Here is a 26,155-nt window from a genome sequence, read left to right as displayed (position 1 = left end):
CAGGGTGCCCGTTCGCCCGACCCTGCTCGCGTAACATCCCGGAAAACCTCGACGCCTACACTTACGGCGAGGAGGCACGATGACGTCTGTCTCGGAGTTGGATTCCGCGACGACCGCGCTGATAGACCGCGCGGTCGCCACGTTGAGAGGACGCCGGGTCGCCGTACTCACCGGCGCCGGAGTCTCGACGGACTCCGGAATCCCGGACTATCGCGGCAACGGCGCCCCCGTTCGCTCGCCCATGACGGCCCAGCAGTTCATGGCAGACGAGTCCTCGCGACGCCGCTACTGGCTCGGCGGTCACCTCGGCTGGCACGCGTTCTCGGGCGCTCAACCGAATGCCGGCCACGAAGCGATCGCCCGGCTCGAGGCAGACGAATTCGCCACGGGTGTCGTGACACAGAACGTCGACGGGCTGCACGTGCGAGCGGGCAGCGGCCGAGTCGTCGAGCTGCACGGCACAATGCGTCGCGTGTTCTGCACTCACTGCGGCCAGGTCTTCGACCGGCGCGACATCTCCGAACGCATCGAGATCGACAATCCCTGGGTCACGATGCCCGAGAACATCCCGCTCGGCCCCGACGGCGATGTCCTTCCCTCGTCGACGGATGGGTTCGTCGTTCCGGACTGCTCGGTGTGCGGCGGGCTCCTCAAGCCCGACGTGGTGTTCTTCGGCGAGTTCATCCCCGCCGAGAAGTTTCGCGAGGCCGAGCAACTGCTGAAGACCAGCCAGGCCCTGCTGATCGCGGGCTCATCGCTCGTCGTGAATTCGGGCATCCGTCTGGTGGAACGGGCGCGCAGGCGCAAACTTCCGGTGATCATCGTGAACCGCGGAGTCACCCGCGCCGACAACCGCGCGACCATCAAGATCGACGCCGGAACCAGCGAAGTCCTCGGCGCACTCGCCGCTGGACTCGCGGCAACCCGCTGACTCCTGCCCGTAGGCTCGGAGACGTGACCGATCTGATCCTCCTGCGCCATGGCGAGACGGACTGGAACCGCGAACGGCGCATCCAGGGTCTGAGCGACATCCCGCTGAACGAAACCGGCCGCGTGCAGGCTCGCGCGGCGGGAGAACTGCTCCGCATAGAACTCGCGGACGCCGGCCCCGTGGCGATCGTCTCGAGCGACCTGTCCCGGGCGATCGAGACGGCCGCGATCATCGCCGAAGCCCTCGGAGTGCCCGGTCCACGGGAGTATCCGGGGCTGCGTGAGCGGGGCTACGGTGAGGCCGAGGGTGCCCTTGTCGCCGAAGTGCCGACACTCTTCGGCTCCGCCGAGCGCGATCTGATTCCGGGAGCGGAATCCGCGGCCGATCTGCGCGCGCGAGCACTGCGAGCACTGGATGAGATCTCGACGGATGTCGAACGCGAGATGCCCGGGGCATCCATCATCGCGGTCGCGCATGGCGCACTCATCGCCGAGGTCGTGCGGGTGGCAAGCGACGGCGCGCTCCCGCGGCCGGGTGAACGCATCGCCAACGGTTACCCGTTCCGGTTCCAGCTCGAGGTCGGCGGCAGTCTCGGCAGCACGGGTATCCGCCTCGCGACGGATGACGCCGGCGCCTCACGCGACGGTTTCCCCAGCACGACCCGGGCCTGAGCTCGGATTGCCGCGAGCGCCGCTAGCCTGAACGCGGAGGACGCAGTGAGTGATTCTGTTGACCCGCGAGACGCTGCGGAAAACGCGACACCCCCAGGTGACGCGCCGAGCGAGCGTGGCCGTAGCCGTAGCCGCCGCGATTTTCTGCGAGCCGGCGGTATCGCCGCTGCCGGTTTGCTCGTGGGTGGCGCGGTCGGGGGCGCCGCCGGCGCCGCAATCGGCAGTTCGATGGCAAATCAAGACGAGTTCGGGGCGCTGGCGCCCCGAGAGGTCCCGGGTTTCGATCACGTCGTCGTCCTGATGGGCGAGAACCGTTCCTTCGATAACCTCCTGGGCTGGCTGTACACGCCCGACAACCTTCCGCCCGGCGAAACCTTCGAGGGCCTCGCGTTCGGCAACTATTCGAACCCCGACCCCGACGGGAATCGCGTCTCCGCGCACGTCTATGCCGGCCCGACGGACGTGATCATGGGCCAGCCGAATCCTGACCCGGGCGAGGCCTATCCGCACGTCAACACGCAACTCTTCGGCACCGTTGATCCCGCGAGTAATGCTGAACTCTGGCGGAACGAGATGGGCGCCCCCTTCAATGCGCCGAAAGACGGTGCGAAGCCCACCATGGACGGCTTCCTGAAGGACTATCACGTCAACTACGAAGAGCTTCACAAGGGCAAGAAGGCGACGCCGGACGAGGCCAATCAGATCATGGGCGGCTTCTCGCCCGAGATGCTGCCCGTCCTGTCGACGCTCGCGCGCGAGTTCGCCGTGTTCGACCACTGGTTCGCGGCCGTGCCCAGCCAGACCTACTGCAACCGCTCTTTCTTCCACGCTTCCACGTCCCACGGCTTTGTCACGAACCGCGGCGGGGGTGGCTACGAGAAGTGGCTGGATGCGGCGCCCCGAGACACGATCTTCAATCATCTCGATCGCGCGGGGATCAGCTGGAAGATCTACTTCGATGAGATGCAGCTCGTCTCGCTGACGGGCGTCATGCACGCGCCAGTGCTCGAGACGCACTGGCGTACCGAGCACTTCGCACATATGTCGGACTTCTATCAGGACGCGAAGAACGGCACCCTTCCGGCTTACGCGTTCATCGAGCCGCGCATGATCTATAACCACAACGACTTCCACCCGCCGTTCGGTGCACTCCGCAGTGGCGAGGTCGAGGGCACCGAGGTCGTCGATTCCGCGGTCTCGGATGTCCGCGCGGGTGAGGCTCTCGTCGCCAACGTGTACGACGCGATCAAGAAGAGCGCGACGCCGCAAGGCTCGAACGCCCTCAACACGCTTCTGCTCATCACGTTCGATGAGCACGGGGGCACCTACGATCACGTCTCGCCACCCGCGGCCACTCCCCCCGACGCGGACGCGCCGGAGGGCGAGATGGGATTTCGGTTCGATCGCCTCGGCGCGCGTGTGCCGGCGATCGCCGTGTCGGCTTACACCCGCTCGGGAACGATCGTCCATGACGAGATGCATCACGGGTCGGTGATTGCGACCCTCTGCCGATTGCACGGTCTCGAGCCTTTGACGCGTCGCGACGCGGGTGCCAATACCCTGTTCCCCGTCGTGAACCTCGAGGTGCCGCGCGATCCGAAGACCTGGCCCACCGTGCACCCCATGTACCTACCCCGGCAGATCGACGAAGAAGAGATCGAAGACCTCGCACACGGATCGCAGAGGGACAAACCGCTGAGCCCTCCCGGTAAGGGACTTCTCGGACTCCTGCTCGCCAAGTACGGCGACGGGTCGGAGCCGGAACCGCAGACATACGCCGACGCCTATCGGGTGGGTACGAAGCACGGCCTCGGACTCTTCTACCCGAAGATCACGTCCGGCGCGTAGGTCCGTACTGGCGCCCGTCTCATCAGCTCGCTCAGTGCCTCTCTGAGCCGCTGAGCAGGATGCGTAAAGTGGAGCGTCGGATTCGGGTAAAGTCACCGACTATGGGCAAGCTCGATCACGCCGACCTCGCGCTCCTCAGCGCGCTTGCAGACGACCCCCGGGCCACCGTGGTCGCATTGGCCGAGCGTCTGAGTCTGTCGCGCAATACCGTTCAGGCCCGGATGGCGAAGCTCGAGAAAGCGGGCGTGTTCCTCTCCTACGAGCGGACCATCGCCGCGCACACGATCGGGTACCCGCTGCAGGCGGCGATCTCGGTCATGCTGCGGCAGAAAGAGCTGCCCGAAATCGCACCGCAGCTCGTCGACATCCCCGAGATCATCCAGGCCTACGGGCTGAGCGGTCAGGTCGATCTGCTCGTGCACGTCGCGTGTCGCGACGCCCGTCACCTGTTCGAGGTGGATGCCCGCATCCTCGCCATCTCGGGTGTAGAGCGCACCGAGACGTCCCTGGTCATGGGTGAAGTCATCCCCTATCGGCTGCGCCCGCTCATGGACTTGGCACGACAGGAACGTTAGGCACCGGCACGATCGTCGACGGCGTTCCCAGCCGGACGAAGACCACACCCGCGACGATCAGCGCGCCGCCGATCACCTGGACGAATGTCGGCTGCTCGCCGAGCACGAGCCACGCGATGAGGATCGCGAAGAGCACCTCGGACAGGCCGACGAACGACGCGACGCGCGAGCCGATCTGCGTGACGGCAAGCACTCCCAGGCCGTACGCGAGCGTCGTGGCGATCAGGATGACCCACACCAGCGGCACATACCAGGGCACCGTCGCCCCACCCAGGACGACCTCGACGGGCGGCGCGGCGAACGGCAGCACGCCAACCAGCAAGAGTGCCCCCGACAGGAGAGAACCGACGACGAGTCCTGCCGCGGCGAGAACCAGCGGGGGCAGGCTGTCACCCGCACGCTCGCTGAGCAGGAAGTAGCCGCCGAGCGACACTGCCGCGCCCAGGGCGAAGAGAACACCGAGGGCGTCGAACGTCGCTCCCCCGATGTCGATCACGAAGACGAGTCCGACGATACTCACGGCCGAGCCCAGCAGCACGAGGCGGCCGGGCGCACGACGCGTTCGGATCCATGCGAGCCCGACCAGCAGAACCGGCGCCAGGTATTGCACGAGAAGTGCCACACCGACCGGCATCCTCTGGATGGCGGCGAGATAGAAAAGCTGGCACCCGGCGACACCGGTCGCCCCGAATCCCACGATGATGACCGCGTTGCGGCGCAGGATGCCCGGGTCACGACGAAGCGCCAGGATCAGGATCGGCAGCATCACCAGCGCTGCCCCACTCATCCGGACCGACGCCGCAGCTCCCGTCGACCACCCTGCCTCGATGAGCGGCTTGAGAAGTGGCCCGCTCGACGCGAACGCGAGGGCGGATGCGAGCCCGGTCACGATGCCGATGGCGCGGTGGTCCGAGCGCATCGTGGGGAGGGGGGCCGTCAGGCTCTGGACCATGTGCGTCCGTTCACACGAAAGGATGTCAGGAGTAAACCTGCCATACACTAATGACGAGGTTGACTGATGTTCTCAGACAATACCGTCAGGAGTCAACATGGTTTTTATCCATGACACGCGATCCGCTCTGCTTGCCACCGTGGACCTGGTGAACACGCACCCGAGCACCTCCAGCGAGGGCGAGGACGCTTTGACGACGGTTGCCGATCTCGACGAATTCTTGAGCGTCCACCCGTACACCGGAAGCATCCGGCACGACGAGGACGAGCTCGCCGAGATGCGCGAGATCCGTGGTCGGCTGCGCGCCCTCTGGGAGGTCGACCGTGAGGGTGCTGTACCCCTCGTCAACGCCATGCTGCACGATGGCGGCGCACTCCCCCGCCTGGTGATCCATAACGACTACGACTGGCACGTTCACGCCACGTCCGATGACGTTCCCCTCGCTACACGGATCCTGGTGGAAGCCGCGATGGCGTTCGTCGATGTCATCCGCTCAGACGAGTACGCGCGCGTTCGTGTGTGCGACGCGGATGACTGCGAGTCGGTCTACGTCGACATGTCCCGCAACGGCTCGAAGCGCTACTGCGACACCGGCAATTGCGGCAATCGCATGAACGTCATCGCGTACCGGAAGCGTCAGGCCGACCGAGAAAGCGCCTGATCGCTTGGGCCGCCACGGCCGGGGTCTCGTAGTGGATCAGGTGCCCGACATCAGGGATCTCGACGAGTTCAGCATCGGCGAAGAGCTTCACGAGGTGACGCTCGGCTTCGATCGGCGTGATGTCGTCGCGCTCGGCCGCGATCAGCAACGTCGGTTGCACGATGCGGGCGGCGAACTCCGACACGTCGTGCGACACCGAGGTCACGAACGCTTCGCGCAGCATGTCGCGATCGGCGAACCGCGAGAAGTACGTGTCGTGCTGGTCATGGATGAACGCGCGCAGCTCGGGGTCCTTCGTCTTCGCCATCGAGACGCTCATGACGCGCACGATGACCTTGTTGCGCAGGAGGGCGTCACCCAAACGCGCGGGAAGGCGCGCACCGGCCCAGTAATAGAAGATCGCAAGCCGCGTCAGAACGCCGCGCGGACCCTCGAGCGCCGGGGCACCGATGGGGTTCACCAGGATGACGCGAGGGGCAGGCATCCCCTCGGCAACAGCCGCCGACACGACGATCGAGCCGAACGAATGGCCGAGAATGACCGCGCCGGGTGCGACCGCAGCGACGAACTCGCGCAGCCACCCGACGTAGGCGGCGAGATCGTGCGTCACTCCCGGGAGGGGCGGCGTCTCGCCGAAGCCCGGCAGGTCGGGCGAGATCACGCGAACCCCCGGCAGGTGCGCGACGACGGGCTCGAGGCCGTGGTGTTCGCCGCGAAAGCCGTGCACCGCGATCAGGGTGGTGTCGGCATCCGTCGGACCGTATTCCCAGTAGGCCGTGACGCCGCCACCCGCTTCCACCTCGCGCCGGACGACGGGAGTTGCGGCCAGAAGTTCGGCATAGGACTGGGGAGCGCTCACCCTGCGAGTCTACGGATGCCTCGCGTCACTACCGGCGTGCTGTCCGGTCCGCCGCGGTGAGCCTGGCGCGCGATGTCGGTGCGGGGCCATAACGTGTTGACATGTCGCAGGTCCTTCCCGAGCCGCTCTTCGGCGACGACTTCTTCGCACCCGCTGCGCCGCGCTGGTCGACCATCCTGGGCGTGTTCGATCTCGAGACGACGGGCGTGGATGTCGAGACCGACCGCATCGTCACCGCCCACGTCGGCGTTCTGGATGCCAGTGGCACAGTGACGCGCCAGCGATCGTGGATGGCCGACCCGGGCATCGAGATTCCCGAGGGCGCGACGGCCGTGCACGGCATAACGACCGCTTTCGCCCGGGCGAACGGGCTTCCCGCGCCGCAGGTCGTCGCCGAGATCGTGACCGAGCTGCGGGCGATCTTCGCCGCCGGCATCCCGGTTGTGGCCTACAACGCGCCCTACGACTTCTCTCTTCTGAAGTACGAGGCCCTCCGCAACGGCATCGAACCGATCCTCGCGCCATCCCCCGTGATCGACCCCCTCGTCGTCGACAAGACGTTCGACCGGTACCGGCGCGGCAAGCGCACCCTCGACGCGGTCGCCGCCCACTACGACGTGCTGCTCGAGGCGGCGCACACGGCTGCTGATGACGCGGTCGCCGCCGGCCGTGTGGCGCAGGCCATCGCCGCCCGCTACGCCGACCGACTCCCCCTCAGCGAACACGAGATGCACACGCGCCAGATCTCATGGGCACGCGCTCAGGCCGAGAGCCTGACCGAGTACTTCATCAAGGTCGGTCGTCTCGAGCCGAGCGAGGCCCTCGACGGCGCGTGGCCGATCCGCTGACTCAGGCCACCCGGCAGATGATCTCGCCGTGCAGTACGGAAAACCATCCGTCATCGCTCGCCGCCCATTCCCGCCAGGCGGCGCTGATCTCGGCGAGTTCTCGTTCGGTCGCGAGAGACAAACCGACAAGCTGCTCGGAGATCGCCGAATCGACGATTCGATCCGCCCACATGTGTCCCCACCAGACGCGCTCCTCCGGGTTCGAGTAGCACCATGTGCTGGAGGTCGCGACGACATCGGTCAAGCCACTTGAATGCGCCCACGAGAGAAGACGACGCCCGGCATCGGGTTCGCCACCGTTATGCGCGGCCACGGATCGGTAGAGGTCCAGCCACTTGTCGAGCTGCGGATTTTCCGGCCACCACCGGAATCCCCCATAGTCGCTGTCTCGAAGGGCAACAATCCCGCCGGGCCGCGTCACGCGCGCCATCTCGCGCAGCGCCTGAACCGGGTCGTCAACGTGCTGCAGCACCTGGTGGGCGTGCGCCACATCGAACGTATCGTCGCCGAACGGGAGCGCATGAACGTCTCCGACCCGGAAGTCGATGTTCGTCGCGCCACGCTCGGCCGCCGTCGCGCACGTGAGCTCCAGTGCCTCCGGCCCGATCTCCGTCGCGGTGACACTCGCAACAATGTTCGCGAAATCGACCGTGATGGTTCCCGCGCCCGCTCCGACATCGAGCAGCCGATCGCCGGCGCCCAACAGGGGAAGCAGATGTGCGGCGGAGTTCTCGGCGGTGCGCGAACGGTGTGATCGCAAAACAGCTTCGTGGTATCCGTGCGTGTATTTTGCCACGGTGCCTCCTTCGATCGACGGGCTCCTGCTAAGAGCGTGTGCGATGCTTCCTCACCGCGGAAGTCCGTAGTCTTCCTAGGAGCCCCGCACCCACCCGCGGGCGAGTACCCAGGAGATCTACATGCCCCACCCGCTCGGCGAATTTCTTCGCGCACGTAGAGCGGATGTCCGCCTGGGAGCCCAGCCCAGCGACGGCAACGCCAGACGCCGCGTCAGCGGACTCCGCCGCGAAGAGGTCTCGGTAGCAGCCGGGATCAGCGTGGACTACTACACGCGGCTGGAGCAGGGTCGGGAAGCGCATCCCAGCGACGCAGTTTTGAACGCGCTCGCGCGGGCACTCCACCTGACGCCCGACGCCACGCTGCACCTCTTTCGCCTCCGTGAGACCAGTCCTACCGAGCATCCCCGCGCGGTTCGTGACGAAAACCTGCTCATCGCGCGCATGACTGCCCTCGTCGATGCGGTGAGGCCCAACCCCGCATACGTGTTGGACCGGCTGAGCAATATGGTGGCGGCGAACGAGGACGGACTCGCACTCTTCGAGGGATTCGCCGACCTCACCCCATACGAACGAAACACCTGTCGATATCTGCTCCTCGACAGCAGAGCACGGAAGATCTTCGTCGAGTGGGAAGAGATCGCCCGCGGCTCCGTAGCCCACCTGCGTGCGGCAAACGCGGACAACTTAGACGATCCCTCGCTACGCGAACTCGTCTTCGAGCTGCGCGGACGGAGTGCGCAGTTCGAAGAATGGTGGAGCGGGCACATCGTGGAGCAGCGGCGCACGGCCGTCAGGAACATTCGTGTCGGAAACGCCGATATCGTTGCTCGGCGCTACGAAATTCTCCACCTTCCCGAAGACGGACTGCGGATGACGCTATGGCTACCCGCCGCCGAAGTTGGGGACGATGGTTGACGTGGCGCCTCATGCCCTCGTCCATGCCGGTCGCGGGCAACGCGAAAGGCCCCGCCGAAGCGAGGCCTTCCGTGAACGTCTGAAGGACGTCGAAGTTACTTGGAGCCGAAGCCCTTGAAGCGCTGGTTGAACTTCTCGACACGGCCGGCCGAGTCCATGATGCGCTGCTTGCCCGTGTAGAACGGGTGCGAAGCCGACGAGATCTCGACGTCGATGACCGGGTACTCGACACCGTCGAGCTCGATCGTCTTGGCGCTCGACACCGTCGAGCGGGTCAGGAAGGTCTCGCCCGAGGCGAGGTCGCGGAAGACGACGGCCTGATAGTCGGGGTGGATTGCAGTCTTCATGGGGTGTTCCTTGCGGCGATTGCGGAAGAAGAAGTCTCTGGTGCGCCGATCCTGCGCTGGCACCGAGCACCGATCTTATCAGAGATGGGTGGACCGAGCGGCCTCAGCCCGTGGCGCGGGCCGTGTAGCGACCCTCGTCGAAGCGCAGGGCGATAGACAGACCGAACGCTTCGGTCAGATTCTCGGCGGTGAGTGCTTCCTCAAGTGGGCCCGACGCGACCGCCGATCCATCCCTCATCAGCAACACATGGGTGAACCCGACCGGGATCTCTTCGACGTGGTGCGTCACCATGACCATGGCGGGCGTCGTCGGCGCCTGGGCATAACCGCCGAGCAGGGTCAGAAGCTCCTCACGAGCGCCGAGGTCGAGGCTTGCGGTCGGCTCATCCAGCAGCAGCAACTCGGGGTCGGTCATGACGGCCCGTGCGATCTGCACCCGCTTCTGCTCGCCGTCCGAGAGCGTGCCGAACGTGCGGTCCGCGAGGTGATCGAGGTTCCACTCGGCGAGCACGCGCAGGGCACGACGCTCGTCGATGTCTTCGTAGTCCTCACGCCACCGGCCGAGGACGGCGAAAGCAGCGGTCATGACGGCATCGAGCACACGCTCGTCCGCGGGCATCCGACGCGCCATCGCCGACGACGCGAAACCGATGCGCGGGCGCAGCTCGAAGACATCCGTCCGCCCGAGGCGTTCGCCCAAAACGTGGACCTCACCGCTCGTGGGGTACATGACGGTGTCGGCGAGCTGGAGCAGCGTCGTCTTGCCTGCACCGTTAGGACCGAGGATCACCCACCGCTGGTCGTCTTCGACGCTCCAGTTCAGGTGATCGACAATGTCGCGACCGTCTCGGCGTACGACCACATCATGGAACTGCAGGACCCCGGCCATTGCCCCAGCCTATCGGGCCATCCGCCCGCTAACGGGCAGCGACCTACCCCGCCACCACGCGCGCATAGAGGTCGTGGGTCTCGGCCGCGATGCGGTCCCAGCTGAACGATGCGGCGGCTCGTTCGCGTCCCGCGCGCCCGTACTCGGCGGCTCGGGCCGGATCGCTGACGACCTCGGTCAGCACATTCGCGAGATCGCGCACGTACCGGTCGGGGTCAACCGGTGTACCCGAACCATCCTGCAGTTGTTCGATCGGGACGAGTCGACCCGTGACCCCGTCGTCGACGACCTCGGGGATGCCGCCCGTCGCGGTGCCGACCACGGCCGCACCGCAGGCCATGGCTTCCAGGTTCACGATCCCGAGGGGTTCGTACACGGACGGGCATACGAAAGTCGTCGCGGCGCTCAGCAGCGCCCGCAGCTCGCGTCGAGACAGCACCCGGTCGATCCAGACGACGCCGCCGCGTTCCTGCTGCAGACCCCGGACGGCGGACTCGACCTCGGCGAGGATTTCGGGGGTGTCGGGCGCGCCGGCGCACAACACCAGCTGGACGTCGGGCGACAGCAGGGCGGCAGCACGAAGCAGGTACGGCAGCCCCTTCTGCCGGGTGATGCGCCCGACGAAGACGACCGACGGACGGTCGGGGTCCAGCCCCAGGCCGCGCGCGAGGTCCGGGTCATCGAGCGGGGCCCATTCGTCGACATCGATACCGTTGTAGATGACGTGCACCTTGTCGGGATCCAGGGACGGATAACTGCGCAGGATGTCCGTGCGCATGCCCCCGCTCACCGCGATCACCGCGGCGGCCGACTCGTAGGCCGTCTTCTCGATCCAACTCGACACCGCGTACCCGCCGCCGAGTTGCTCCGCCTTCCAAGGGCGAAGTGGCTCGAGGCTGTGCGCCGACACGATGTGCGGGATTCCGTGCAACAACGACGCCGTGTGGCCCGCGAAGTTGGCGTACCAGGTGTGCGAGTGGACGACATCTGCGCCCGCGACATCCCCGACGATCTCGAGATCCACGCCCAGCGTCTGCACGGCGGGGTTCGCCGAAGCGAGTTCACCGGGAACGGCATATGACGTCGTACCCGCTTCGTCACGGGGCGCGCCGAATGCTCGGACCCGCACGTCCATACGGGTCCGGAGCGCTCGCACGAGCTCGGTGACATGAACACCGGCACCTCCGTATACCTCAGGCGGATACTCCTTGGTGACGATGTCGACGCGCATGCTTGCAACGCTAGTCGTCGTCGGAAGTGGGGCATAGTCTGTCGGCATGGCTACACCGCCGAAGGTATTCGGAATCATCCTCGCCGGCGGCGAGGGCAAGCGCTTGATGCCACTGACGGCAGACCGAGCAAAGCCCGCGGTGCCCTTCGGGGGGCAGTATCGCTTGATCGACTTTGCGATCTCGAATCTCATAAATTCGGGGCTGCGACAGCTCGTCGTGCTCACCCAGTACAAGTCGCACAGCCTCGACCGCCATATCTCGCAGACGTGGCGCATGTCGACGATGCTCGACTCGTACGTGACCTCGGTGCCAGCGCAGCAGCGACTGGGTAAGCGATGGTTCTCGGGATCGGCCGATGCGATCCTGCAGAGCATGAACCTGATCAACGACGAGAAGCCGGACATCGTCGTCGTGATCGGCGCTGACCACGTCTATCGCATGGACTTCCGGCAGATGCTCGAGGCCCACATCGAATCGGGCGCGCGCGCGACGGTCGCGGGAATCCGCCAGCCGATCTCGCTCGCCAACCAGTTCGGTGTCATCGACGTCGACAAGGCGGACCCGACCCGCATCCGGGACTTCCTCGAAAAGCCCCAGAGCCCCGAGGGTCTCGCGGATGCACCCCACGAGGTTCTCGCCTCGATGGGCAACTACATCTTCGATGCGGATGCCCTCATCGAGGCCGTCGAGGCAGACGGCGAGCTCGCGACGTCCAACCACGACATGGGCGGCGACATCGTTCCCTACTTCGTCGGACGTGGCGAGGCCGGCGTCTACGACATGAAGCGCAACGACGTGCCCGGGTCGACCGACCGCGATCGCGCCTACTGGCGCGATGTGGGGACGATCGATTCGTTCTTCGACGCGCACATGGACCTGATCTCGACGCTTCCGATCTTCAACCTGTACAACACGGACTGGCCCATCCACTCGCAGACGGTCAACTCGCCGCCCGCGAAGTTCGTGCGGGACTCCGTCGGACGCATCGGCAACGCGATCGACTCGATCGTTTCGCTCGGATCCGTGCTCTCGGGCACGCATCTGGAGCGGAGCGTCGTCGGACCGTGGGCCCTCGCGGGCGGTGGGTCGACGATCACCGACTCGGTGCTCTTCGACTACGTCCGGGTCGGCTCGGGCGCTCGCATCCATCGCGCGATCCTCGACAAGAACGTCGAACTCGCGCCCGGGGCGACCGTCGGAGTCGATCGCGAACGGGACCTCGCCCGCGGTTTCACGGTGACGGATTCCGGACTCACGGTCGTCGGCAAGAACGTTCGCGTCGACCCCTGAACTCGGCCCTATGACCACGGGGCTGCGCGGCGGCGCGGGTGCGCCGCGCTAGCCTCGGGGGGTGAATTCCGACGCCCCCCGCCTGCTCGTCGTCCTGGACGCCGATTCCACGCTGATCCGCAACGAAGTCATCGAGTTACTCGCTGACGAGGCGGGTCGCGGACCCGAGGTCGCCGCCGCGACGGAGGCCGCGATGCGCGGCGAGGTCGACTTCGCCGAGAGTCTGCGTACTCGCGTTGCCGTCCTGGCCGGGGTCCCGGTTTCGGCCTTCGCTCGTGTGATCGCTCGCATCGAACCAACTCCCGGCGTTCGTGAGCTGATCACCGCCGTGCACGAGCGCGGAGGTCTGGTAGGGGTCGTATCCGGAGGCTTCCACGAGATCCTCGACACGGTGGCGCCCGCGCTCGGCGTCGACATGTGGCAGGCGAACCGTCTGGTGCAGGCGAACGGGATGCTGACGGGCACGGTCGACGGCGCCATCGTCGACAGTGAGGCGAAGGCCGACAGATTGCGGGAATGGGCCACGCAATACGGCGTTCCGCGCGCACGCACGATCGCGATCGGTGATGGCGCGAACGACCTGACGATGCTCGCCGTAGCCGGGCTCGGACTGGCGTTCAACGCCAAGCCGGCCGTTCGGGCCGCCGCACCGCTCGTGGTCGGTCGCGTGGACCTTCGCGAGGTCATACCGCTGCTCCCCCGCTAGCCGCGCCCCTCGCTAGTAGTACTTGGTTAGGTGGGTCCGGCGCGTTGGCAGTAGGGGCAGCAGCTGAGGAGGCGGGTGACCGCGGTTTGGAGTTCGCGGAGGATGCCGTAGAAGCTCAGGCTGCCCCTCGGGCTTTTGGGTCGGTGGCCAATCGTTGGAGGGTGATGAACAGGTGCGCGGCGGTGACGAGGGTGACGTGGTGGTGCCATCCCAGCCAGGTGCGGCCTTCGAAGTGGTCCAGGCCGAGGCCGTGTTTGAGTTCGCGGTAGTCGTGCTCGATGCGCCACCGGACCTTCCCGAGCCGGACCAGCTCTGAGGTCGGCGTGTCGGGCGGGAGGGTGGAGAGCCAGTAGTCGGTGGGTTCTGCGGCGTCCTCGGCCCATTCGATGAGGAGCCAGCACTCGGGCAATGATCCGTCCGGCTCACGGGGCAGGTTCCGGTTCGCGGGGCGGACCCGGCGGGCGGCGAATCGGCTGGTCATGGTGCCTTTGGAGCCCTGCCGCCACGACACCTGCTCGAACGCGTCGGCGGGGAGGTCCTCGGCGTATGTCTTCGCTTGCACCGGCGCGGTCTGGTAGCTGGCCGTCGTGAACGGGTGTCCTCGCTTTCCGGTCCGCTCGGGCATCTCGAAACGGGCGGCAGCGTCGTGCACGCTCGTGGAGGACTTCACCTGCACCACATACGGGATGCCCCTGTCGGTGAGTGCGGTGCGGAAGTATCCGATCTCTCCGTAGCCGGCGTCACCGACCATCACGGGCGGCACCAGACCCCAGGTCGCGGCCTCGTCGATCATCTCCAGTGCGAGTTCCCACTTCGGTCGGTGCCGGACGGTATCGGGGATCTGCGCCTTGACCCGGCGGGCAGTGACCAGCTCGGCGTGCTCGTTCGTTTCCGAGCAGGTGTCGTCCCACGCCTCGGGGAGGAAAAGCCGCCACCCCAGCGGACAGGACGCCTGATCAGTGACCGCGTGGATCGAGACGCCGATCTGCACGTTCCCGACCTTCCCCAGCGTCCCCGAATACTGCCTGGCGACCCCGGGTGAAGCCGGGCCGTCCTTGACGAACCCGGTGTCATCGACCACCCACGCCTCCGGCTCAATGACCGCGACCGCCTTGCGGGCGAGCTGCCGGCGGACCGGCTCGACAGGCCACGGCGACGAGGACACGAACTGCTGCAACTGCTGGTAATCGATCCCGAGACGGTCTCCCATCGGCTGCATCGACTTCCGGCGGCCCTCAAGCATCAGCCCCTGCAGATACAGGCCACCCTTCGCCCGCTGATCCTTCCGCTGAAGCGACGCGAATACCTCGCCGACGAACTCGTCCAACCCCGCCCGCACCCGCGCTATCTCATCTGCCCGCACGCCGCGAGGTTAACAGCCATCCCGACCATTAACAAGCACCTAACCAAGTACTACTAGCCGCCTCCCTCGCAATGTCGGAGGTCGTCCATAGAGTATCGAATATGACTTCGAATCAGACCGTGGACGTGGGGGCGCTCGACGACGTCTCCCTCCTCGGTCTGGTCGAGGGAATCGTGGCACTGCGCAAGCAAGCCGCACAGGTGCACGCGGCCGAGGTTCGGTTGCTTGCGAAAGCGGGCGAGCTCGCGGCATCCCGTTCGGCGGTGTTGCGTTCCGATGCGCGGGAGCGTGAGATGCACCTCCGCTCGATCGCAGCAGAACTCGCGCTCGCGGTCCGCGCGTCCGACCGGACGGTTCAACGGCAGATCAACGACGCCGGGGTGCTCGCTGACGGGTTCACCCCGGTGCTCGAGGCGCTCGAAGAGGGGCGGATCTTCGTGGGCCACGCGCGCGTGATCGTCGACGCGGGTACCCCGATCCTGGACGCCGAGGCCCGCCTCGCTTTTGCCGTCGAGGCCGTGGCGCGAGCCGAGAATCTCTCGCCGTCTCGCTTGCGCCCTGCCGTTGAGGCTCTCGCCGAACGCCTCCAACCCCGCACCGTCACCGAACGACACCGAGATGCGCGCGCCGACCGTGCGGTCACCGTCACCGACCGGCCCGACGGGATGGGCGAACTCATCTACACCGGGCCCGCCACCCTCGTCCACGGCATCTACGACCGGTTGACGCAGCAGGCGCGAGCGGTCCGCACAGCGAGCGCCGCAGCCGAGCCGGGTGCGTCATTCGGGCCCGCCGCCGTGGCGGCGGATGGCACGGGTGCTGGTGCTGGTGCTGGTGCTGGTGCTGGTGCTGGTGCTGGTGCTGGTGCGGAAGATGATGGGGGTGACTCTGATTGCGGCCCGGAGTTGACCCCCGACCCGCGCACGATCGACCAACTCCGGGCCGACATCTTCGCCGACATGCTCCTCACCAGCGCACCGCAAGACGACCCCACCACCGACACCGCCACCGACCCGTCACTCGGCTTCGGCGGGCTCGGCGCCATCCGCGCGATCGTGCACGTCACCGTCCCCGCATTGGCACTTGCGGGTCTCAGCGACGAACCGGCCGAACTCGTCGGACGCGCCCCGATCGACATCGATACGGCCCGGTGCCTGGCCGGTCGCGCATCCGGGTGGGACCGGGTACTCAGCGACCCCATCACCGGCGGAATACTCGCCGTCGACCGCTACACCCCGGGCGCCGACCTCAAACGCTTCCTCCGAGCCCGCGACGAACACTGCCGATTCCCCGGATGCCGCCAACCCGTCCACCGCTGCGACATCGACCACGGCCACGACTGGGCACTCGGCGGAACGACATGTGTTCACAATCTTCACCACCTCTGCCGCCGCCACCACTCCCTCAAACACGCCACCCCCTGGCAGGTACGAAACCTCGGCGGCGGGGTCCTCGAATGGACCAGCCCCACCGGCCAGATCTACATCGACGACCCACCCTCCCGCGTCCGCTTCACCCCCACCGGGCCCCCACCACCCTTCTAGAACCACCCCACCCGTGGCACGAGCACGGCCGTCGAGCGAGCACGGCCGTGCCCGTGTCAGGAGCACGGCCGTTGAGCGAGCATGGCCGTTGCGGAGCGCGGCCGTTGCGCGAGCGCGCGCCAAGGCACCGCGGCCGTCGAGCGAGCACGGCCGTGCCCGTGTCAGGAGCACGGCCGTTGAGCGAGCATGGCCGTTGCGGAGCACGGCCGTTGCGCGAGCGCGCGCCAAGGCACCGCGGCCGTCGAGCGAGCACAGCAAGACGAAACGATGAACGCATGCCACCGCACGCAACCCGCACACACGTTTCGACTCGTCACTGCGCCCCTCACTCAACGACCCAGCCAGCCCGCCGAACTGTCAAGAACTGCTGCATCCGCCGCCCAGATGGAGCGTTCTGCGACAGCTCGATCGCGCACCGCAGGCGCACTCGCCACCGGAGGGCGATCTCGTACATCCGCTCACCGCCTCGCACCCCAACCGCTCAGCGCGAGCGCCTAGAGTCACAGGCATGAGCGACGTCATCATCACCGTCCGCGGCGAACACGAAACCCGAATCGCCCCCGAAGAAGGGGTCGTCCACCTCAGCGTCCGCTGCGATGGATCCGAGCGCGGCCCGGTCGTCGAACGCATCGCCGCCATCGCCGCACCGCTGCGCGAAGAGCTCGCCGCACGCCAAGCATCCGGCGAGGTGAGCGAATGGTCGAGCCAGCGCGCGAGCGTCTGGGCCGAACGTCCCTGGAACAACGAGGGCAAGCAACTCCCCCTCGTCCACCACGCGAGTGTCGAGGTCGTCGCCACCTTCACCGACTTCGCCGCCCTGTCCTGGTGGGTGTCGGCCGTCGCCGAACGCGACGGCGTCCAGGTCGGCGGCGTCACCTGGCAACTGACATCCGCAACCCGCCGCACCGTCGAGGCCGAGGTCGCCGCCCACGCGGTCCAGACCGCCGTCTCGCGCGCCAGCGCCTACGCCAACGCCATCGGCCACGCCTCCGTCACCCCGCTCGAGATCGCCGACATCGGCCTGCTCGGACACCCCGAAGCCGACCCCGGCCCGCGCATGATGCGCGCCATGGCCTCGGATGCTTCGCCCACCCTCGACTTCCAGCCCCAGGGCATCACGGTGACCGCCGGCGTCGAGGCCCGGTTCGCCGCACGCTGAGGCCGACCATCCACTCGAGCCGTCACAAAACGCTCGATTCTCTGCTCAGATGCAGCGTTCTTTGACAGGTCGGTACCGCAAATCCGGCCGATGACGGTGGCTAGGGTGAAGATCATGAGTGCAGCTGCAGAGACCGTGACGCCACGGCCCGGCATCGCCGAACGCCTGAGCCGCATGATCCAGCTCGAGACCGTCAGCGCCGAGCTCGACCACCGAGGACCCCAGGCATTCGAAGACTTCGTCGCCCTACTCGCCGAGCTGTACCCCCTGATCCACGAACGCCTCGAACTCGAGCGCATCACCGACTTCGGCCTGCTCTTCCGCTGGCCCGGCGCGCCAACGAGCAACCCGAAGCATCCGGTCGTCCTGATGGCGCACTACGACGTCGTCCCCGTCGACCCGACCGACGCCTGGACCTACCCACCCTTCGCAGGACGCATAGCGGATGGTTCGGTCTACGGCCGCGGCACGCTCGACGACAAGGGGCCCCTGATCGTCACGCTCGAGGCCGTCGAGAACCTCCTGACCACGGGCTTCGCCCCGGCGCGCGACGTCTACATCTCGCTCGGCGGCAACGAAGAGACCTTCGGCAACGCCGCAGAAACGATCGCAAGAACCCTCCGCGACCGTGGCATCATCCCCTGGCTCGTGCTCGACGAGGGCGGCGCGGTCGTCGACGCACCCCTGCCGTTCGTCGCGGGCACGGCGGCGATGGTCGGCGTCGGCGAGAAGGGCATCGCGACCCTCCGCCTGACGGCACGGGGCGACGGGGGCCACGCATCCGCTCCCCCGACTCTCACGGCGGTCGGCCGGGTCGCCCGTGCCGTCGACCGGCTCACGCCCCGCACGTTCCCGGCCCGCACGCCGCGCGCAATCGCCCGGATGCTCGGACTCTTCGCCGACGGCACGCCCCAGCCTGCTCGCACCCTGCTGCGCACCCTCGCCACTGTGCGGCCCCTCACCGCGCAGGTCTTCGCAGCGCTCGGCGGCGAACCCGCGGCGCTCGTCCGCACGACCATCGCCGCGACGATGCAAGAGGGCGGAACCGCCGCGAACGTGCTGCCTTCACAGGCATCCGTCACGCTCAACCTGCGGATCGCTCTCGGCTCGACCGTCGCCGCGACCGTGCGCCGCGTCCGCCGCCGCACCCACGACCCGCTCATCACGGTCGAAGTCGTCGAGGGCAGCGAACCGTCGCCCGAATCTCCGACCGACAACGCGCAGTTCGCCCTCATCACAGAGGCCGTCGCGGCGTCGCACCCCGAGGCTCGGACCGTCCCCTACGTGATGATGGCCGCGACCGACTCGCGACACTTCCACCGCTTCGCGCCCGCTGTGTACCGCTTTGCGCCGCTGGCGATGTCGTCCGCCCAGCGAGCCTCGATCCACGGCGTCGACGAGAGCGTCGAAATCGCCGAACTCGAACGCGGCGAACTGTTCCACCGCACGCTCCTGCAGCGGTTACAGTGATCGCACCCCAACAGAGAGATCGACGATGAACCCTCGTGCCGGAGCCCTGGGCGCCCTCGCCAGCGTGGTCGGATTCCTCGCTTTCGTCGAGTTCACGAGCGGGATTCTGCAGGGGTATTACACCCCGATGCTCACCGACATCGCGCGCAACCTCGACATCCACGACGCCGACGTCAACTGGCTCGAGGGCTCGCAACTGATGCTCTCGGCGTTGGTCGTCCCGGCACTCGCGAAGCTCGGCGACATGGTCGGACACAAGCGGATGCTTCTGGTGTCGACCGCCGTCACGGCCGCCGCATCCCTCGTCCTCCCCTTCACCGATTCGTTCGCGATCTTCCTCGCGGCGTGGGCGCTGCAGGGGTTCTATGTCGTCTGGCTGCCGCTCGAGATCGCGCTGATCTGGTCGCGCTCGCGGTCGATGCCCGGCCGTGCCGTGCTGACCGCGCGGGCCGCGGGGCTGCTGGTCGCGGCCCTCGAGCTGGGCGCGATCAGCGGCGCCCTCATCGGCGGGGCGCTCGTCGATTCGCTACCGCTGACCGTCGTGTTGCTGATCCCGGCCATCGCGGTCGTGATCTGCTTCTTCGTCATCCTCTTCGGGGTCAAAGAATCGCCCGAACCGGTCGGCGGGCGCTTCGACACCGTCGGCCTCGTCCTGATCTCGTTCGCCCTGATCGCGTTCACGGGCGGCCTCAGCTTCTTGCGGCTGAACGGGGTCGGCGATGTGCTCTCGTGGGGACTCGTCGCCCTCGGCATCCTGCTCGTCATCCCGTTCGCGCTGTGGGAGCTTCGCCACGACGATCCCCTGATCGATGTGCGCATGTTCCGCTCCCCCGCGCTCGGCCCGGTTTTTCTCACCGCCGGGCTGTTCGGTGTCAGCGTGCTCGGCGCGCAGGCCCCCCTGTCGACCTTCGCGCGCACCGACCCCGAGGTCTACGGTTACGGGCTCGGCACCGCGGGCTTCACGACCTCGCTCATCATCGGCGTGTACCTGATCGCGATGATCGTCGGCGCTCTGCTGTTCTCACCCATCGCGCGCAAGATCACGCCGCGGCTGACATTGATGGGCGCGTCGACCCTGGTGGGCATCGGATTCCTGATGTTCCTCCCGTTCCACGACACGTACGCGCAGGTGATCACGAACATGGTGATCGTCGGGTTCGGATCGGGGGCGCTGGTCGCCGCACTGCCCGCAGCCGCGGCATCCGCTGCTCCGCCCACGCAGACGGGTGTCGCGACCGGGCTGACCAACTCGGTCAAGACCGTCGGCGGCGCGATCGCGTCGTGCGTCTTCGGGATCGCGCTGATCCAGGGTGCAACGGGCGCGGCGGGCGCCGCCGAGGGCACCGCGGGATCGTTCGCGGGTTACGTCACCGTGTGGGTGGTCTGCGGTGTGACCGCCCTGGCGGCCGCGGTGCTGCTGGCGTTCGTGCCGAAGCAGGCGTTCACGGACCGTGCGGTGGCCGAGGCCGAGGCGTAGCCCGCTTAGCGCGTTTCGACTCGTCGCTTCGCTCCTCGCTCAACGAGCGTCGGCCCGGTCGTTGAGCGAGCGTACCCCGGTCGTTGAGCGAGCGCAGCGAGACGAAACGCACGCTCCGCTCACGACGTATCAGTCGCCGAGGCGGTTCTTCGTGCGCATCGCGCGTTCGGCCTCGCGCTTGTCCTGACGCTCGCGCAGAGTCTGGCGCTTGTCGAACTCGCGCTTACCCTTGGCCACGGCGATCTCGACCTTGGCGCGGCCATCCGAGAAGTACAGCTTCAGCGGCACGAGCGTGTATCCGCCGGCCGACACGGCGTGCGAGAGCTTGACGATCTCGTCGCGGTGCAAGAGCAGCTTGCGAACGCGCTTGGTGGCATGGTTGGTCCAGTGCCCCTGCGAGTACTCGGGGATGTGCACGGCATCGAGCCAGGCTTCGTTGCCATCGATGTAGGCGTAGCCGTCCGAGAGGTTGGCGCGGCCCATCCGCAGCGACTTGACCTCGGTGCCCGTGAGCACCAGCCCCGCCTCGTACGTCTTCTCGATCGAGTACTCATGGCGCGCGCGACGGTTGGTCGCGACGACCTTCTCCCCGCGTTCCTTGACCATGGTGTTCCCCGCTGACGTTACTGAACGGACGTTGCCGTACTGCCCGAGTGGCAGCCGGTCAGTCTATCAGCCGCCCGGTCCCTGAGTTCCCGCAGCCGCCCGGTCCCTGAGCTTGTCGAAGGGACCCGACACCGCCCGAGCGTTACGCGCGCAGCCAGCGACGGATGGCGAATCCCGCCGACAGCGCGGCCAGCACGACGCCGAGCGCGATGATCACCGGGATCACGACCCACAGTTCGCCCGCACCCACCCACGTGGTGATGAACGTCACGCGATCGCGCAGGTATCCGTCAACGCCGAACGTGATGCCCGCCCAGATCGCGACGCTGGCCAGACCCGAGCCGAGCAGAGCTGCCAGCACGCCCTCCAGAATGAAGGGCGTCTGGATGAAGCGGTTGGATGCTCCCACCAGCCGCATGATGCCGAGCTCTCGCCGTCGAGCGTAGGCCGACAGGCGAATCGTCGTCGCGATCAACAGCACCGCCGCGACGAGCATGAGCCCGGCGATGCCGACCGCGATATACGTTGCGACCGTCAGTGCCTGGAACAGAGGCTCGAGATACTGCAACTGATCTTGCACTTGCTCGACGCCCTGCATCCCGCTAAACCGCTCGACGATGACGGCCGACTGTGAGGGATCGACGAGGTTGACATAGAACGCCTGGTTCACCTGATCGGGGGTGATGACATCGGCGTACTCCGGGCCCAACTGCTCGATCGTGGCCTGATATGCCTCGTCACGATTCTCGAAGCGGGTGTCGCGAATGAGGGGCTGCAGAGCAGGCGAGACGAGCGCCTCAGCGACGGCATCGACCTGTTCCTGCGTCGCTTCGCCCTCGGCGCATGTCGCGCCGGTCGAGATCGACGTGCACATGTAGACGGCAACCTGGGCACGCTCGGCCCAGAAGTCCTTCATCGTGCCGATCTGCATCTGCATCAGCATCGCGGCGCCCACGAACGTCAGCGACACGAATGTGACGAGCACGACCGAGATCACCATGGAGGCGTTGCGACGCAGGCCCGAGAACGCCTCGGCCAGGATCAGCTGAACCCTCACGACGTCGACCCCACGGTGTCGTCCTCGTCGCGTTCCCCGAGACCCAGGCGATCGGCGATGCCGACCTCGGGCAGCTCCGGCAGATCGATCACGATCGGTCCGGTGAGCGAGGCGCGCGTGGGCTCCTCTTTCGCGGGCGCGGGGGTTCCGGGGGTCCCTTCGACAGGCTCAGGGACCGTCGCAGTCGCCCGCTCCGCCCCGCTCGCTGAGCCCGCCACGGTCGCTGAACCCGGCACGGTCGCTGAACCCGGCACGGTCGCTGAACCCGGCACGGTCGCTGAGCCCGGGACGGTCGCTGAGCTTGTCGAAGCGACGACCTCGGCCTCGGCGGTTCCCGTGGTCCCTTCGACAGGCTCAGGAACCTTAGCCGTCTCCCCGGCCGCTGAGCCTGTCGAAGCGCCCACCGCCTCGGCGACCACATCGACCGCAGCGCCGGCGACCTCGAGCGGCCCCGTCGCGGGCCCGGCCTCGCCTGCGGCGACCCGCTGCTGCAGCTCGAGCACAGCGGTGAGCGCGGCGATCGACTCGGCACCGCGCGCGGCCTCGGGCGCGAGCCTCGGCAGTTGCGAGGTATCGCCATAGCCACCGTGCGTCTCGTCGCGAACGATCTCGCCCGCCGACAGCTCGATCACACGGCGCTGCATCTGATCGACGAAGCCAGCCTCGTGCGTGGCCATCACGACCGTGGTGCCGCCGGCGTTGATCCGTGCGAGCAGCTGCATGATGCCGATGGATGTCGCGGGGTCGAGGTTTCCGGTCGGCTCATCCGCGAGCAGCACCTGCGGGCGGTTGACGATCGCACGGGCGATCGCGACGCGCTGCTGCTCACCGCCCGAGAGCTCGTGCGGGAAACGCTTTTCTTTGCCCGCCAGGCCGACGAGCTGGAGAGCTTCGGGGACGGCCTGCTGGATGAATCCGCGCGATGAACCCGTCACTTGGAGCGTGAACGCGACGTTCTGGAACACCGTCTTGGACGTCAGTAGCCGGAAGTCCTGGAACACAGCCCCCACGTGGCGGCGGAAGTAGGGAACTTTGCGGTTCGACAGGGTCGCGATGTCGCGTCCGAGGACGACGACGCGGCCGGCGGACGGCACATCCTCACGCAGCACGAGCCGCAGGCACGTGGACTTACCTGACCCGGATGCGCCGACGAGAAAGACGAACTCGCCGCGCTTCACCTCGAAATCGACGCCGGCGAGGCCGGGTTTCTGAGAACCGCGGTAAGTCTTGGTGACGCTTTCGAACCTGATCATGGCGATCCGAGCCTAAGCGCGGTCGCGCGCTGGCCCCCGAGCGACACCCCCTCGCGTCAGATGGCCTGCAGGATGCGTCGGATTAGTCGTCGACCGGACGCTTACGCCAGCGGATGCCTGCCGCGATCAGTCCGTCGAGGTCACCATCGAAGACGGCCGCGGGGTTGCCGACCTCGTAGCCGGTACGCAGGTCCTTGACGAGCTGCTGACCGTAGAGGAAGTACGAGCGCATCTGGTCGCCCCAGCTCGCGGTGATGACACCGGCGAGCTCCTTCTTCTTCGCCGCTTCTTCCTCGCGCTGCAGCAGCATCAGGCGCGTCTGCAGCACGCGCATGGCGGCGGCGCGGTTCTGGATCTGCGACTTCTCGTTCTGCATCGACACGACGAGCCCGGTCGGAAGGTGCGTGATGCGCACGGCCGAGTCGGTCGTGTTGACGGACTGACCACCGGGACCCGACGAACGGAAGACGTCGACGCGGATGTCTCCTTCCGGGACGTCGACCTCGACGGCCTCTTCCATGACGGGGATGACCTCGACGGCGGCGAAGGACGTCTGGCGTTTATCCGCCGAACCGAACGGGCTGATGCGGGCGAGACGGTGTGTGCCGGCCTCGACCGACATGGTGCCGTAGGCGTAGGGGGCGTCGATCTCGAACGTCGCGGACTTGATGCCCGCACCCTCCGCATAGGAGGTGTCCATGACCTTGACGGGGTACTTGTGGCGCTCGGCCCAGCGCAGGTACATGCGCATGAGCATCTCGGCGAAGTCGGTCGCGTCGTCGCCGCCCGCGCCGGAGCGAATCGTGACGACCGCGCCCCGCTGGTCGTACTCGCCGTCGAGGAGCGTCTGCACCTCGAGCTGGCCGATCGTCTCGGTCAGCTCGGCGAGTTCCTTGCGGGCTTCTTCGGCCGACTCTTCGTCGTCCATCTCGAGCGCGAGCCCGACGAGAACCTCGAGGTCGTCCAGGCGGCTCTCGACGGAGTCGATCCGCGCAAGCTCGGACTGGCGGTGACTCAGTGCGCTCGTGACCTTCTGCGCGGCATCCGGGTCGTCCCAGAGATCGGGTGCACCGGCGGCATCGCTCAGCCGCTCGATTTCTTTGCGGAGTGCGTCGACGTCCACCACCGCCTGGATGTCGGCGAAGGTGGCACGGAGCGCCTGGATTTCGGCGGAGAGATCGAAGTCGAGCATGACAGTCCAGACTAACGTGGATGCACGTGACCCATCGCCCGCCCCTGCCTTCCCCGGGCGACGGCTCTCGGCGGGAGACCGCGGCGGTGCTCGGACGTTTCGCCCCGATGATCTACGGACCGACCGTCCTCTTCGCCGTCGGCGAGGGCGCCGTCCTGCCCCTTTTGCCCGTCCTGGCCTCCCGTCTCGGCGCCGACATCGCGGTCGCCGGGCTCGTGGCATCCGCTCTCGTCGTCGGTCAGCTGGTCGGAAACCTGCCCGCCGGATGGGCCGTCGCCCGCATCGGCGAGCGCCTGTCGATGGCGATCGCGCTCGGCATCGCGCTGCTGGGCGTCGCCGGGGCACTGATCGCTCCGAACATCGGTGTACTCATGGCATCCGTTCTGCTGATCGGGCTCTGCGCCGCGGTCTTCGGGCTCGCCCGCCACTCGTTCATGACCACGCGCGTCCCGATCTTCTACCGCGCCCGCGCCCTGTCGCTACTCGGCGGCACCTTTCGGCTGGGCATGTTCGTCGGTCCCTTCATCGCCGCCGCGCTGCTGGCGATCTTCGGCACCGAAGACGCGGCGCTCTGGTTCTTCGGCATCTGCCTCGTCGCCACCGCCCTTCTCGTTCTGCTGGGGCCCGACCCCGAGACGCGGATCGCCGCAGAGGAGTCACGCAGCACGGGGACGGATGCCTCGGCACCGCGCCCGACGGATGCCCGAGCCGCCGCAGGTGCCGAATTCGGCGCATCCGATCCCGAAGCCGTCGACCCAGAGGCCGCTAACCCGGCGGCCGTTAACCCGGAGGCGGTCAACCCAGAGGCGGTAGACCGCGAGGACACGGGCGAGGCCGTCACGGGGTCGATCCCTACGTCCGAGCGCATCGGTGTGCTCCGCACGATGTGGCGGAACCGGGGCGTTCTCGCTCGGCTCGGCCTGGCCGCCGCTTCCCTGTCGTCCGTTCGCTCGGCACGCCAGCTCGTCATGCCGCTTTGGGGACTGTCGATCGGACTCGACGCGTCCACCATCGCGCTGGTCGTCGGCATCTCGGGGGCGATCGACTTCGCCCTGTTCTACGTGAGCGGCCAGATCATGGATCGCTTCGGGCGGCTCTGGGCCGTTCTGCCGTCGATGGTGCTGATGGGCGGCGGATTCCTCGCCCTGTCGGTCACGCACGACCTCGCCGATGCGTCCATGTGGTTCGCGGCATTCGCGATGGTCCTTGCCGTGGGCAACGGCCTGTCGAGCGGCATCCTGCTGACGCTCGGCGCGGATGTCGCGCCCAAGTCGAACCCCGCGCCGTTCCTCGGGTCGTGGCGCACCCTCACCGACGCGGGCGGCGCGGCGACGCCTCTGCTGGTGTCGGGCGTGACCGCCGTGTGGTCGATCGGCGGTGCGGTGGCCCTGATCGGCGTGGTCGGGCTCGTGGGGGCTGTCGCGTTCTCGCGCTACGTCCCGCGGTTCGTGCCGCGCGTGCGCTGAACCGAAACTGAGCCGGAAGCCGAGCCGGAGCCCAAGGCCGAGCCGGA

The 26,155-nt window shown here is 67.4% G+C and carries 25 protein-coding genes; 14 read left to right on the top strand and 11 right to left on the bottom strand.

Annotated features, from left to right (window positions below; all coding sequences use genetic code 11):
- The first annotated feature begins 79 nt into the window (after nucleotides 1–79).
- The 4 genes from ACXZ1E_RS15585 (at nucleotide 80) to ACXZ1E_RS15570 (ending at nucleotide 4,025) form a co-directional block, all read left to right on the top strand.
- Nucleotides 80–931, top strand: a complete 852-nt coding sequence (locus ACXZ1E_RS15585) for a Sir2 family NAD-dependent protein deacetylase (protein WP_458041353.1) — start codon at nucleotides 80–82, stop codon at nucleotides 929–931.
- 23 nt (nucleotides 932–954) lie between these two features.
- Nucleotides 955–1,602 (top strand): histidine phosphatase family protein, encoded by a 648-nt coding sequence (locus tag ACXZ1E_RS15580; RefSeq protein ID WP_458041352.1) that lies wholly within the window; start codon nucleotides 955–957, stop codon nucleotides 1,600–1,602.
- Between the two features lie 228 nt (nucleotides 1,603–1,830).
- Nucleotides 1,831–3,450 carry an alkaline phosphatase family protein gene (locus ACXZ1E_RS15575; RefSeq protein WP_458041351.1) on the top strand — a complete coding sequence of 540 codons (1,620 nt, stop codon included), beginning with the start codon at nucleotides 1,831–1,833 and terminating at the stop codon, nucleotides 3,448–3,450.
- Between the two features lie 101 nt (nucleotides 3,451–3,551).
- Nucleotides 3,552–4,025: an Lrp/AsnC family transcriptional regulator gene (locus tag ACXZ1E_RS15570; RefSeq protein ID WP_458041350.1), complete on the top strand. Its 474-nt coding sequence runs from the start codon at nucleotides 3,552–3,554 to the stop codon at nucleotides 4,023–4,025.
- On the opposite strand, the gene ACXZ1E_RS15565 is transcribed toward ACXZ1E_RS15570, so the two are convergent.
- Complete coding sequence (locus ACXZ1E_RS15565) at nucleotides 3,997–4,977, bottom strand: EamA family transporter (protein WP_458041349.1); 981 nt, start codon at nucleotides 4,975–4,977, stop codon at nucleotides 3,997–3,999. The genes ACXZ1E_RS15570 and ACXZ1E_RS15565 overlap by 29 nt on opposite strands.
- Nucleotides 4,978–5,074: 97 nt before the next feature.
- Between ACXZ1E_RS15565 and ACXZ1E_RS15560 the strand changes: the two genes are divergently transcribed.
- The gene (locus ACXZ1E_RS15560) at nucleotides 5,075–5,638 is read left to right on the top strand and encodes a CGNR zinc finger domain-containing protein (protein ID WP_458041348.1); all 564 of its coding nucleotides are present in this window, start codon (nucleotides 5,075–5,077) and stop codon (nucleotides 5,636–5,638) included.
- Here the strand turns inward: ACXZ1E_RS15560 and ACXZ1E_RS15555 are convergent.
- Complete coding sequence (locus tag ACXZ1E_RS15555; protein ID WP_458041347.1) at nucleotides 5,595–6,497, bottom strand: alpha/beta fold hydrolase; 903 nt, start codon at nucleotides 6,495–6,497, stop codon at nucleotides 5,595–5,597. The genes ACXZ1E_RS15560 and ACXZ1E_RS15555 overlap by 44 nt on opposite strands.
- Before the next feature lie 101 nt (nucleotides 6,498–6,598).
- Between ACXZ1E_RS15555 and ACXZ1E_RS15550 the strand changes: the two genes are divergently transcribed.
- A complete protein-coding gene (locus tag ACXZ1E_RS15550; RefSeq protein WP_458041346.1) occupies nucleotides 6,599–7,345 on the top strand; it encodes an exonuclease domain-containing protein in 747 nt (248 codons plus the stop codon).
- Between the two features lies 1 nt (nucleotide 7,346).
- Here the strand turns inward: ACXZ1E_RS15550 and ACXZ1E_RS15545 are convergent, their stop codons facing one another.
- Entirely contained in the window at nucleotides 7,347–8,141 is a 795-nt protein-coding gene (locus tag ACXZ1E_RS15545) for a class I SAM-dependent methyltransferase (protein WP_458041345.1), read from the bottom strand.
- A 121-nt stretch (nucleotides 8,142–8,262) separates the two neighbouring features.
- On the opposite strand from ACXZ1E_RS15545, the gene ACXZ1E_RS15540 reads away from it, so the two are divergent.
- A complete protein-coding gene (locus ACXZ1E_RS15540; RefSeq protein WP_458041344.1) occupies nucleotides 8,263–9,057 on the top strand; it encodes a helix-turn-helix domain-containing protein in 795 nt (264 codons plus the stop codon).
- A gap of 95 nt (nucleotides 9,058–9,152) precedes the next feature.
- On the opposite strand, the gene ACXZ1E_RS15535 is transcribed toward ACXZ1E_RS15540, so the two are convergent.
- From ACXZ1E_RS15535 to glgA, 3 genes are all read right to left on the bottom strand, one after another.
- On the bottom strand, nucleotides 9,153–9,404 hold the full coding sequence (locus ACXZ1E_RS15535) for a type B 50S ribosomal protein L31 (RefSeq protein ID WP_458041343.1): 252 nt from the start codon (nucleotides 9,402–9,404) through the stop codon (nucleotides 9,153–9,155).
- 103 nt (nucleotides 9,405–9,507) lie between these two features.
- Nucleotides 9,508–10,293: an ABC transporter ATP-binding protein gene (locus tag ACXZ1E_RS15530; RefSeq protein WP_458041342.1), complete on the bottom strand. Its 786-nt coding sequence runs from the start codon at nucleotides 10,291–10,293 to the stop codon at nucleotides 9,508–9,510.
- 43 nt (nucleotides 10,294–10,336) lie between these two features.
- A complete protein-coding gene (gene glgA, locus ACXZ1E_RS15525) occupies nucleotides 10,337–11,524 on the bottom strand; it encodes a glycogen synthase (protein WP_458041341.1) in 1,188 nt (395 codons plus the stop codon).
- A gap of 46 nt (nucleotides 11,525–11,570) precedes the next feature.
- Between glgA and glgC the strand changes: the two genes are divergently transcribed.
- A complete protein-coding gene (gene glgC / locus ACXZ1E_RS15520) occupies nucleotides 11,571–12,815 on the top strand; it encodes a glucose-1-phosphate adenylyltransferase (protein WP_458041340.1) in 1,245 nt (414 codons plus the stop codon).
- Nucleotides 12,816–12,876: 61 nt separating this feature from the next.
- On the top strand, nucleotides 12,877–13,521 hold the full coding sequence (gene serB / locus ACXZ1E_RS15515) for a phosphoserine phosphatase SerB (RefSeq protein ID WP_458041339.1): 645 nt from the start codon (nucleotides 12,877–12,879) through the stop codon (nucleotides 13,519–13,521).
- 115 nt (nucleotides 13,522–13,636) lie between these two features.
- On the opposite strand, the gene ACXZ1E_RS15510 is transcribed toward serB, so the two are convergent.
- Entirely contained in the window at nucleotides 13,637–14,884 is a 1,248-nt protein-coding gene (locus ACXZ1E_RS15510) for an IS701 family transposase (protein ID WP_458041338.1), read from the bottom strand.
- A 101-nt stretch (nucleotides 14,885–14,985) separates the two neighbouring features.
- Here ACXZ1E_RS15510 and ACXZ1E_RS15505 point away from each other — a divergent pair, with 101 nt between their 5' ends.
- The 4 genes from ACXZ1E_RS15505 to ACXZ1E_RS15490 all read left to right on the top strand — a co-directional run bounded on the left by ACXZ1E_RS15505 (nucleotide 14,986) and on the right by ACXZ1E_RS15490 (nucleotide 20,534).
- A complete protein-coding gene (locus tag ACXZ1E_RS15505; RefSeq protein WP_458041337.1) occupies nucleotides 14,986–16,428 on the top strand; it encodes a DUF222 domain-containing protein in 1,443 nt (480 codons plus the stop codon).
- A 508-nt stretch (nucleotides 16,429–16,936) separates the two neighbouring features.
- Entirely contained in the window at nucleotides 16,937–17,587 is a 651-nt protein-coding gene (locus tag ACXZ1E_RS15500; protein ID WP_458041336.1) for an SIMPL domain-containing protein, read from the top strand.
- Between the two features lie 114 nt (nucleotides 17,588–17,701).
- On the top strand, nucleotides 17,702–19,057 hold the full coding sequence (locus tag ACXZ1E_RS15495) for a M20/M25/M40 family metallo-hydrolase (protein ID WP_458041335.1): 1,356 nt from the start codon (nucleotides 17,702–17,704) through the stop codon (nucleotides 19,055–19,057).
- A 25-nt stretch (nucleotides 19,058–19,082) separates the two neighbouring features.
- Nucleotides 19,083–20,534 (top strand): MFS transporter, encoded by a 1,452-nt coding sequence (locus ACXZ1E_RS15490; RefSeq protein WP_458041334.1) that lies wholly within the window; start codon nucleotides 19,083–19,085, stop codon nucleotides 20,532–20,534.
- A 129-nt stretch (nucleotides 20,535–20,663) separates the two neighbouring features.
- On the opposite strand, the gene smpB is transcribed toward ACXZ1E_RS15490, so the two are convergent.
- The 4 genes from smpB to prfB all read right to left on the bottom strand — a co-directional run bounded on the left by smpB (nucleotide 20,664) and on the right by prfB (nucleotide 24,642).
- Nucleotides 20,664–21,140 (bottom strand): SsrA-binding protein SmpB, encoded by a 477-nt coding sequence (gene smpB, locus ACXZ1E_RS15485; protein WP_036294512.1) that lies wholly within the window; start codon nucleotides 21,138–21,140, stop codon nucleotides 20,664–20,666.
- Between the two features lie 142 nt (nucleotides 21,141–21,282).
- Nucleotides 21,283–22,197 carry a permease-like cell division protein FtsX gene (gene ftsX / locus ACXZ1E_RS15480; protein ID WP_458041333.1) on the bottom strand — a complete coding sequence of 305 codons (915 nt, stop codon included), beginning with the start codon at nucleotides 22,195–22,197 and terminating at the stop codon, nucleotides 21,283–21,285.
- Nucleotides 22,194–23,450, bottom strand: a complete 1,257-nt coding sequence (gene ftsE / locus ACXZ1E_RS15475; protein ID WP_458041332.1) for a cell division ATP-binding protein FtsE — start codon at nucleotides 23,448–23,450, stop codon at nucleotides 22,194–22,196. The genes ftsX and ftsE overlap by 4 nt, the downstream gene beginning before the upstream one ends.
- Before the next feature lie 82 nt (nucleotides 23,451–23,532).
- Nucleotides 23,533–24,642: a peptide chain release factor 2 gene (gene prfB / locus ACXZ1E_RS15470; protein WP_458041331.1), complete on the bottom strand. Its 1,110-nt coding sequence runs from the start codon at nucleotides 24,640–24,642 to the stop codon at nucleotides 23,533–23,535.
- Nucleotides 24,643–24,668: 26 nt separating this feature from the next.
- Between prfB and ACXZ1E_RS15465 the strand changes: the two genes are divergently transcribed.
- A complete protein-coding gene (locus ACXZ1E_RS15465; RefSeq protein WP_458351994.1) occupies nucleotides 24,669–26,108 on the top strand; it encodes an MFS transporter in 1,440 nt (479 codons plus the stop codon).
- The last annotated feature ends 47 nt before the right edge of the window (nucleotides 26,109–26,155 follow it).

The organism is Pacificispira sp. HM-600 (genome assembly GCF_977993705.1).
The sequence above is the reverse complement of the archived record's forward strand: the minus strand, read 5'-3'. Positions and strand labels throughout refer to the sequence as shown.

Excerpts from the sequence above, each read along its gene's own strand:
- ACXZ1E_RS15585 (WP_458041353.1), top strand. The coding sequence starts at position 80 with ATGACGTCTGTCTCGGAGTTGGATTCCGCGACGACCGCGCTGATAGAC.
- ACXZ1E_RS15575 (WP_458041351.1), top strand. The coding sequence starts at position 1,831 with ATGGCAAATCAAGACGAGTTCGGGGCGCTGGCGCCCCGAGAGGTCCCG.
- ACXZ1E_RS15570 (WP_458041350.1), top strand. The coding sequence starts at position 3,552 with ATGGGCAAGCTCGATCACGCCGACCTCGCGCTCCTCAGCGCGCTTGCA.
- ACXZ1E_RS15565 (WP_458041349.1), bottom strand. The coding sequence starts at position 4,977 with ATGGTCCAGAGCCTGACGGCCCCCCTCCCCACGATGCGCTCGGACCAC.
- ACXZ1E_RS15560 (WP_458041348.1), top strand. The coding sequence starts at position 5,075 with ATGGTTTTTATCCATGACACGCGATCCGCTCTGCTTGCCACCGTGGAC.
- ACXZ1E_RS15550 (WP_458041346.1), top strand. The coding sequence starts at position 6,599 with ATGTCGCAGGTCCTTCCCGAGCCGCTCTTCGGCGACGACTTCTTCGCA.
- ACXZ1E_RS15540 (WP_458041344.1), top strand. The coding sequence starts at position 8,263 with ATGCCCCACCCGCTCGGCGAATTTCTTCGCGCACGTAGAGCGGATGTC.
- ACXZ1E_RS15535 (WP_458041343.1), bottom strand. The coding sequence starts at position 9,404 with ATGAAGACTGCAATCCACCCCGACTATCAGGCCGTCGTCTTCCGCGAC.
- ACXZ1E_RS15530 (WP_458041342.1), bottom strand. The coding sequence starts at position 10,293 with ATGGCCGGGGTCCTGCAGTTCCATGATGTGGTCGTACGCCGAGACGGT.
- glgA (WP_458041341.1), bottom strand. The coding sequence starts at position 11,524 with ATGCGCGTCGACATCGTCACCAAGGAGTATCCGCCTGAGGTATACGGA.
- glgC (WP_458041340.1), top strand. The coding sequence starts at position 11,571 with ATGGCTACACCGCCGAAGGTATTCGGAATCATCCTCGCCGGCGGCGAG.
- ACXZ1E_RS15505 (WP_458041337.1), top strand. The coding sequence starts at position 14,986 with ATGACTTCGAATCAGACCGTGGACGTGGGGGCGCTCGACGACGTCTCC.
- ACXZ1E_RS15500 (WP_458041336.1), top strand. The coding sequence starts at position 16,937 with ATGAGCGACGTCATCATCACCGTCCGCGGCGAACACGAAACCCGAATC.
- ACXZ1E_RS15495 (WP_458041335.1), top strand. The coding sequence starts at position 17,702 with ATGAGTGCAGCTGCAGAGACCGTGACGCCACGGCCCGGCATCGCCGAA.
- ACXZ1E_RS15490 (WP_458041334.1), top strand. The coding sequence starts at position 19,083 with ATGAACCCTCGTGCCGGAGCCCTGGGCGCCCTCGCCAGCGTGGTCGGA.
- smpB (WP_036294512.1), bottom strand. The coding sequence starts at position 21,140 with ATGGTCAAGGAACGCGGGGAGAAGGTCGTCGCGACCAACCGTCGCGCG.
- ftsE (WP_458041332.1), bottom strand. The coding sequence starts at position 23,450 with ATGATCAGGTTCGAAAGCGTCACCAAGACTTACCGCGGTTCTCAGAAA.
- prfB (WP_458041331.1), bottom strand. The coding sequence starts at position 24,642 with ATGCTCGACTTCGATCTCTCCGCCGAAATCCAGGCGCTCCGTGCCACC.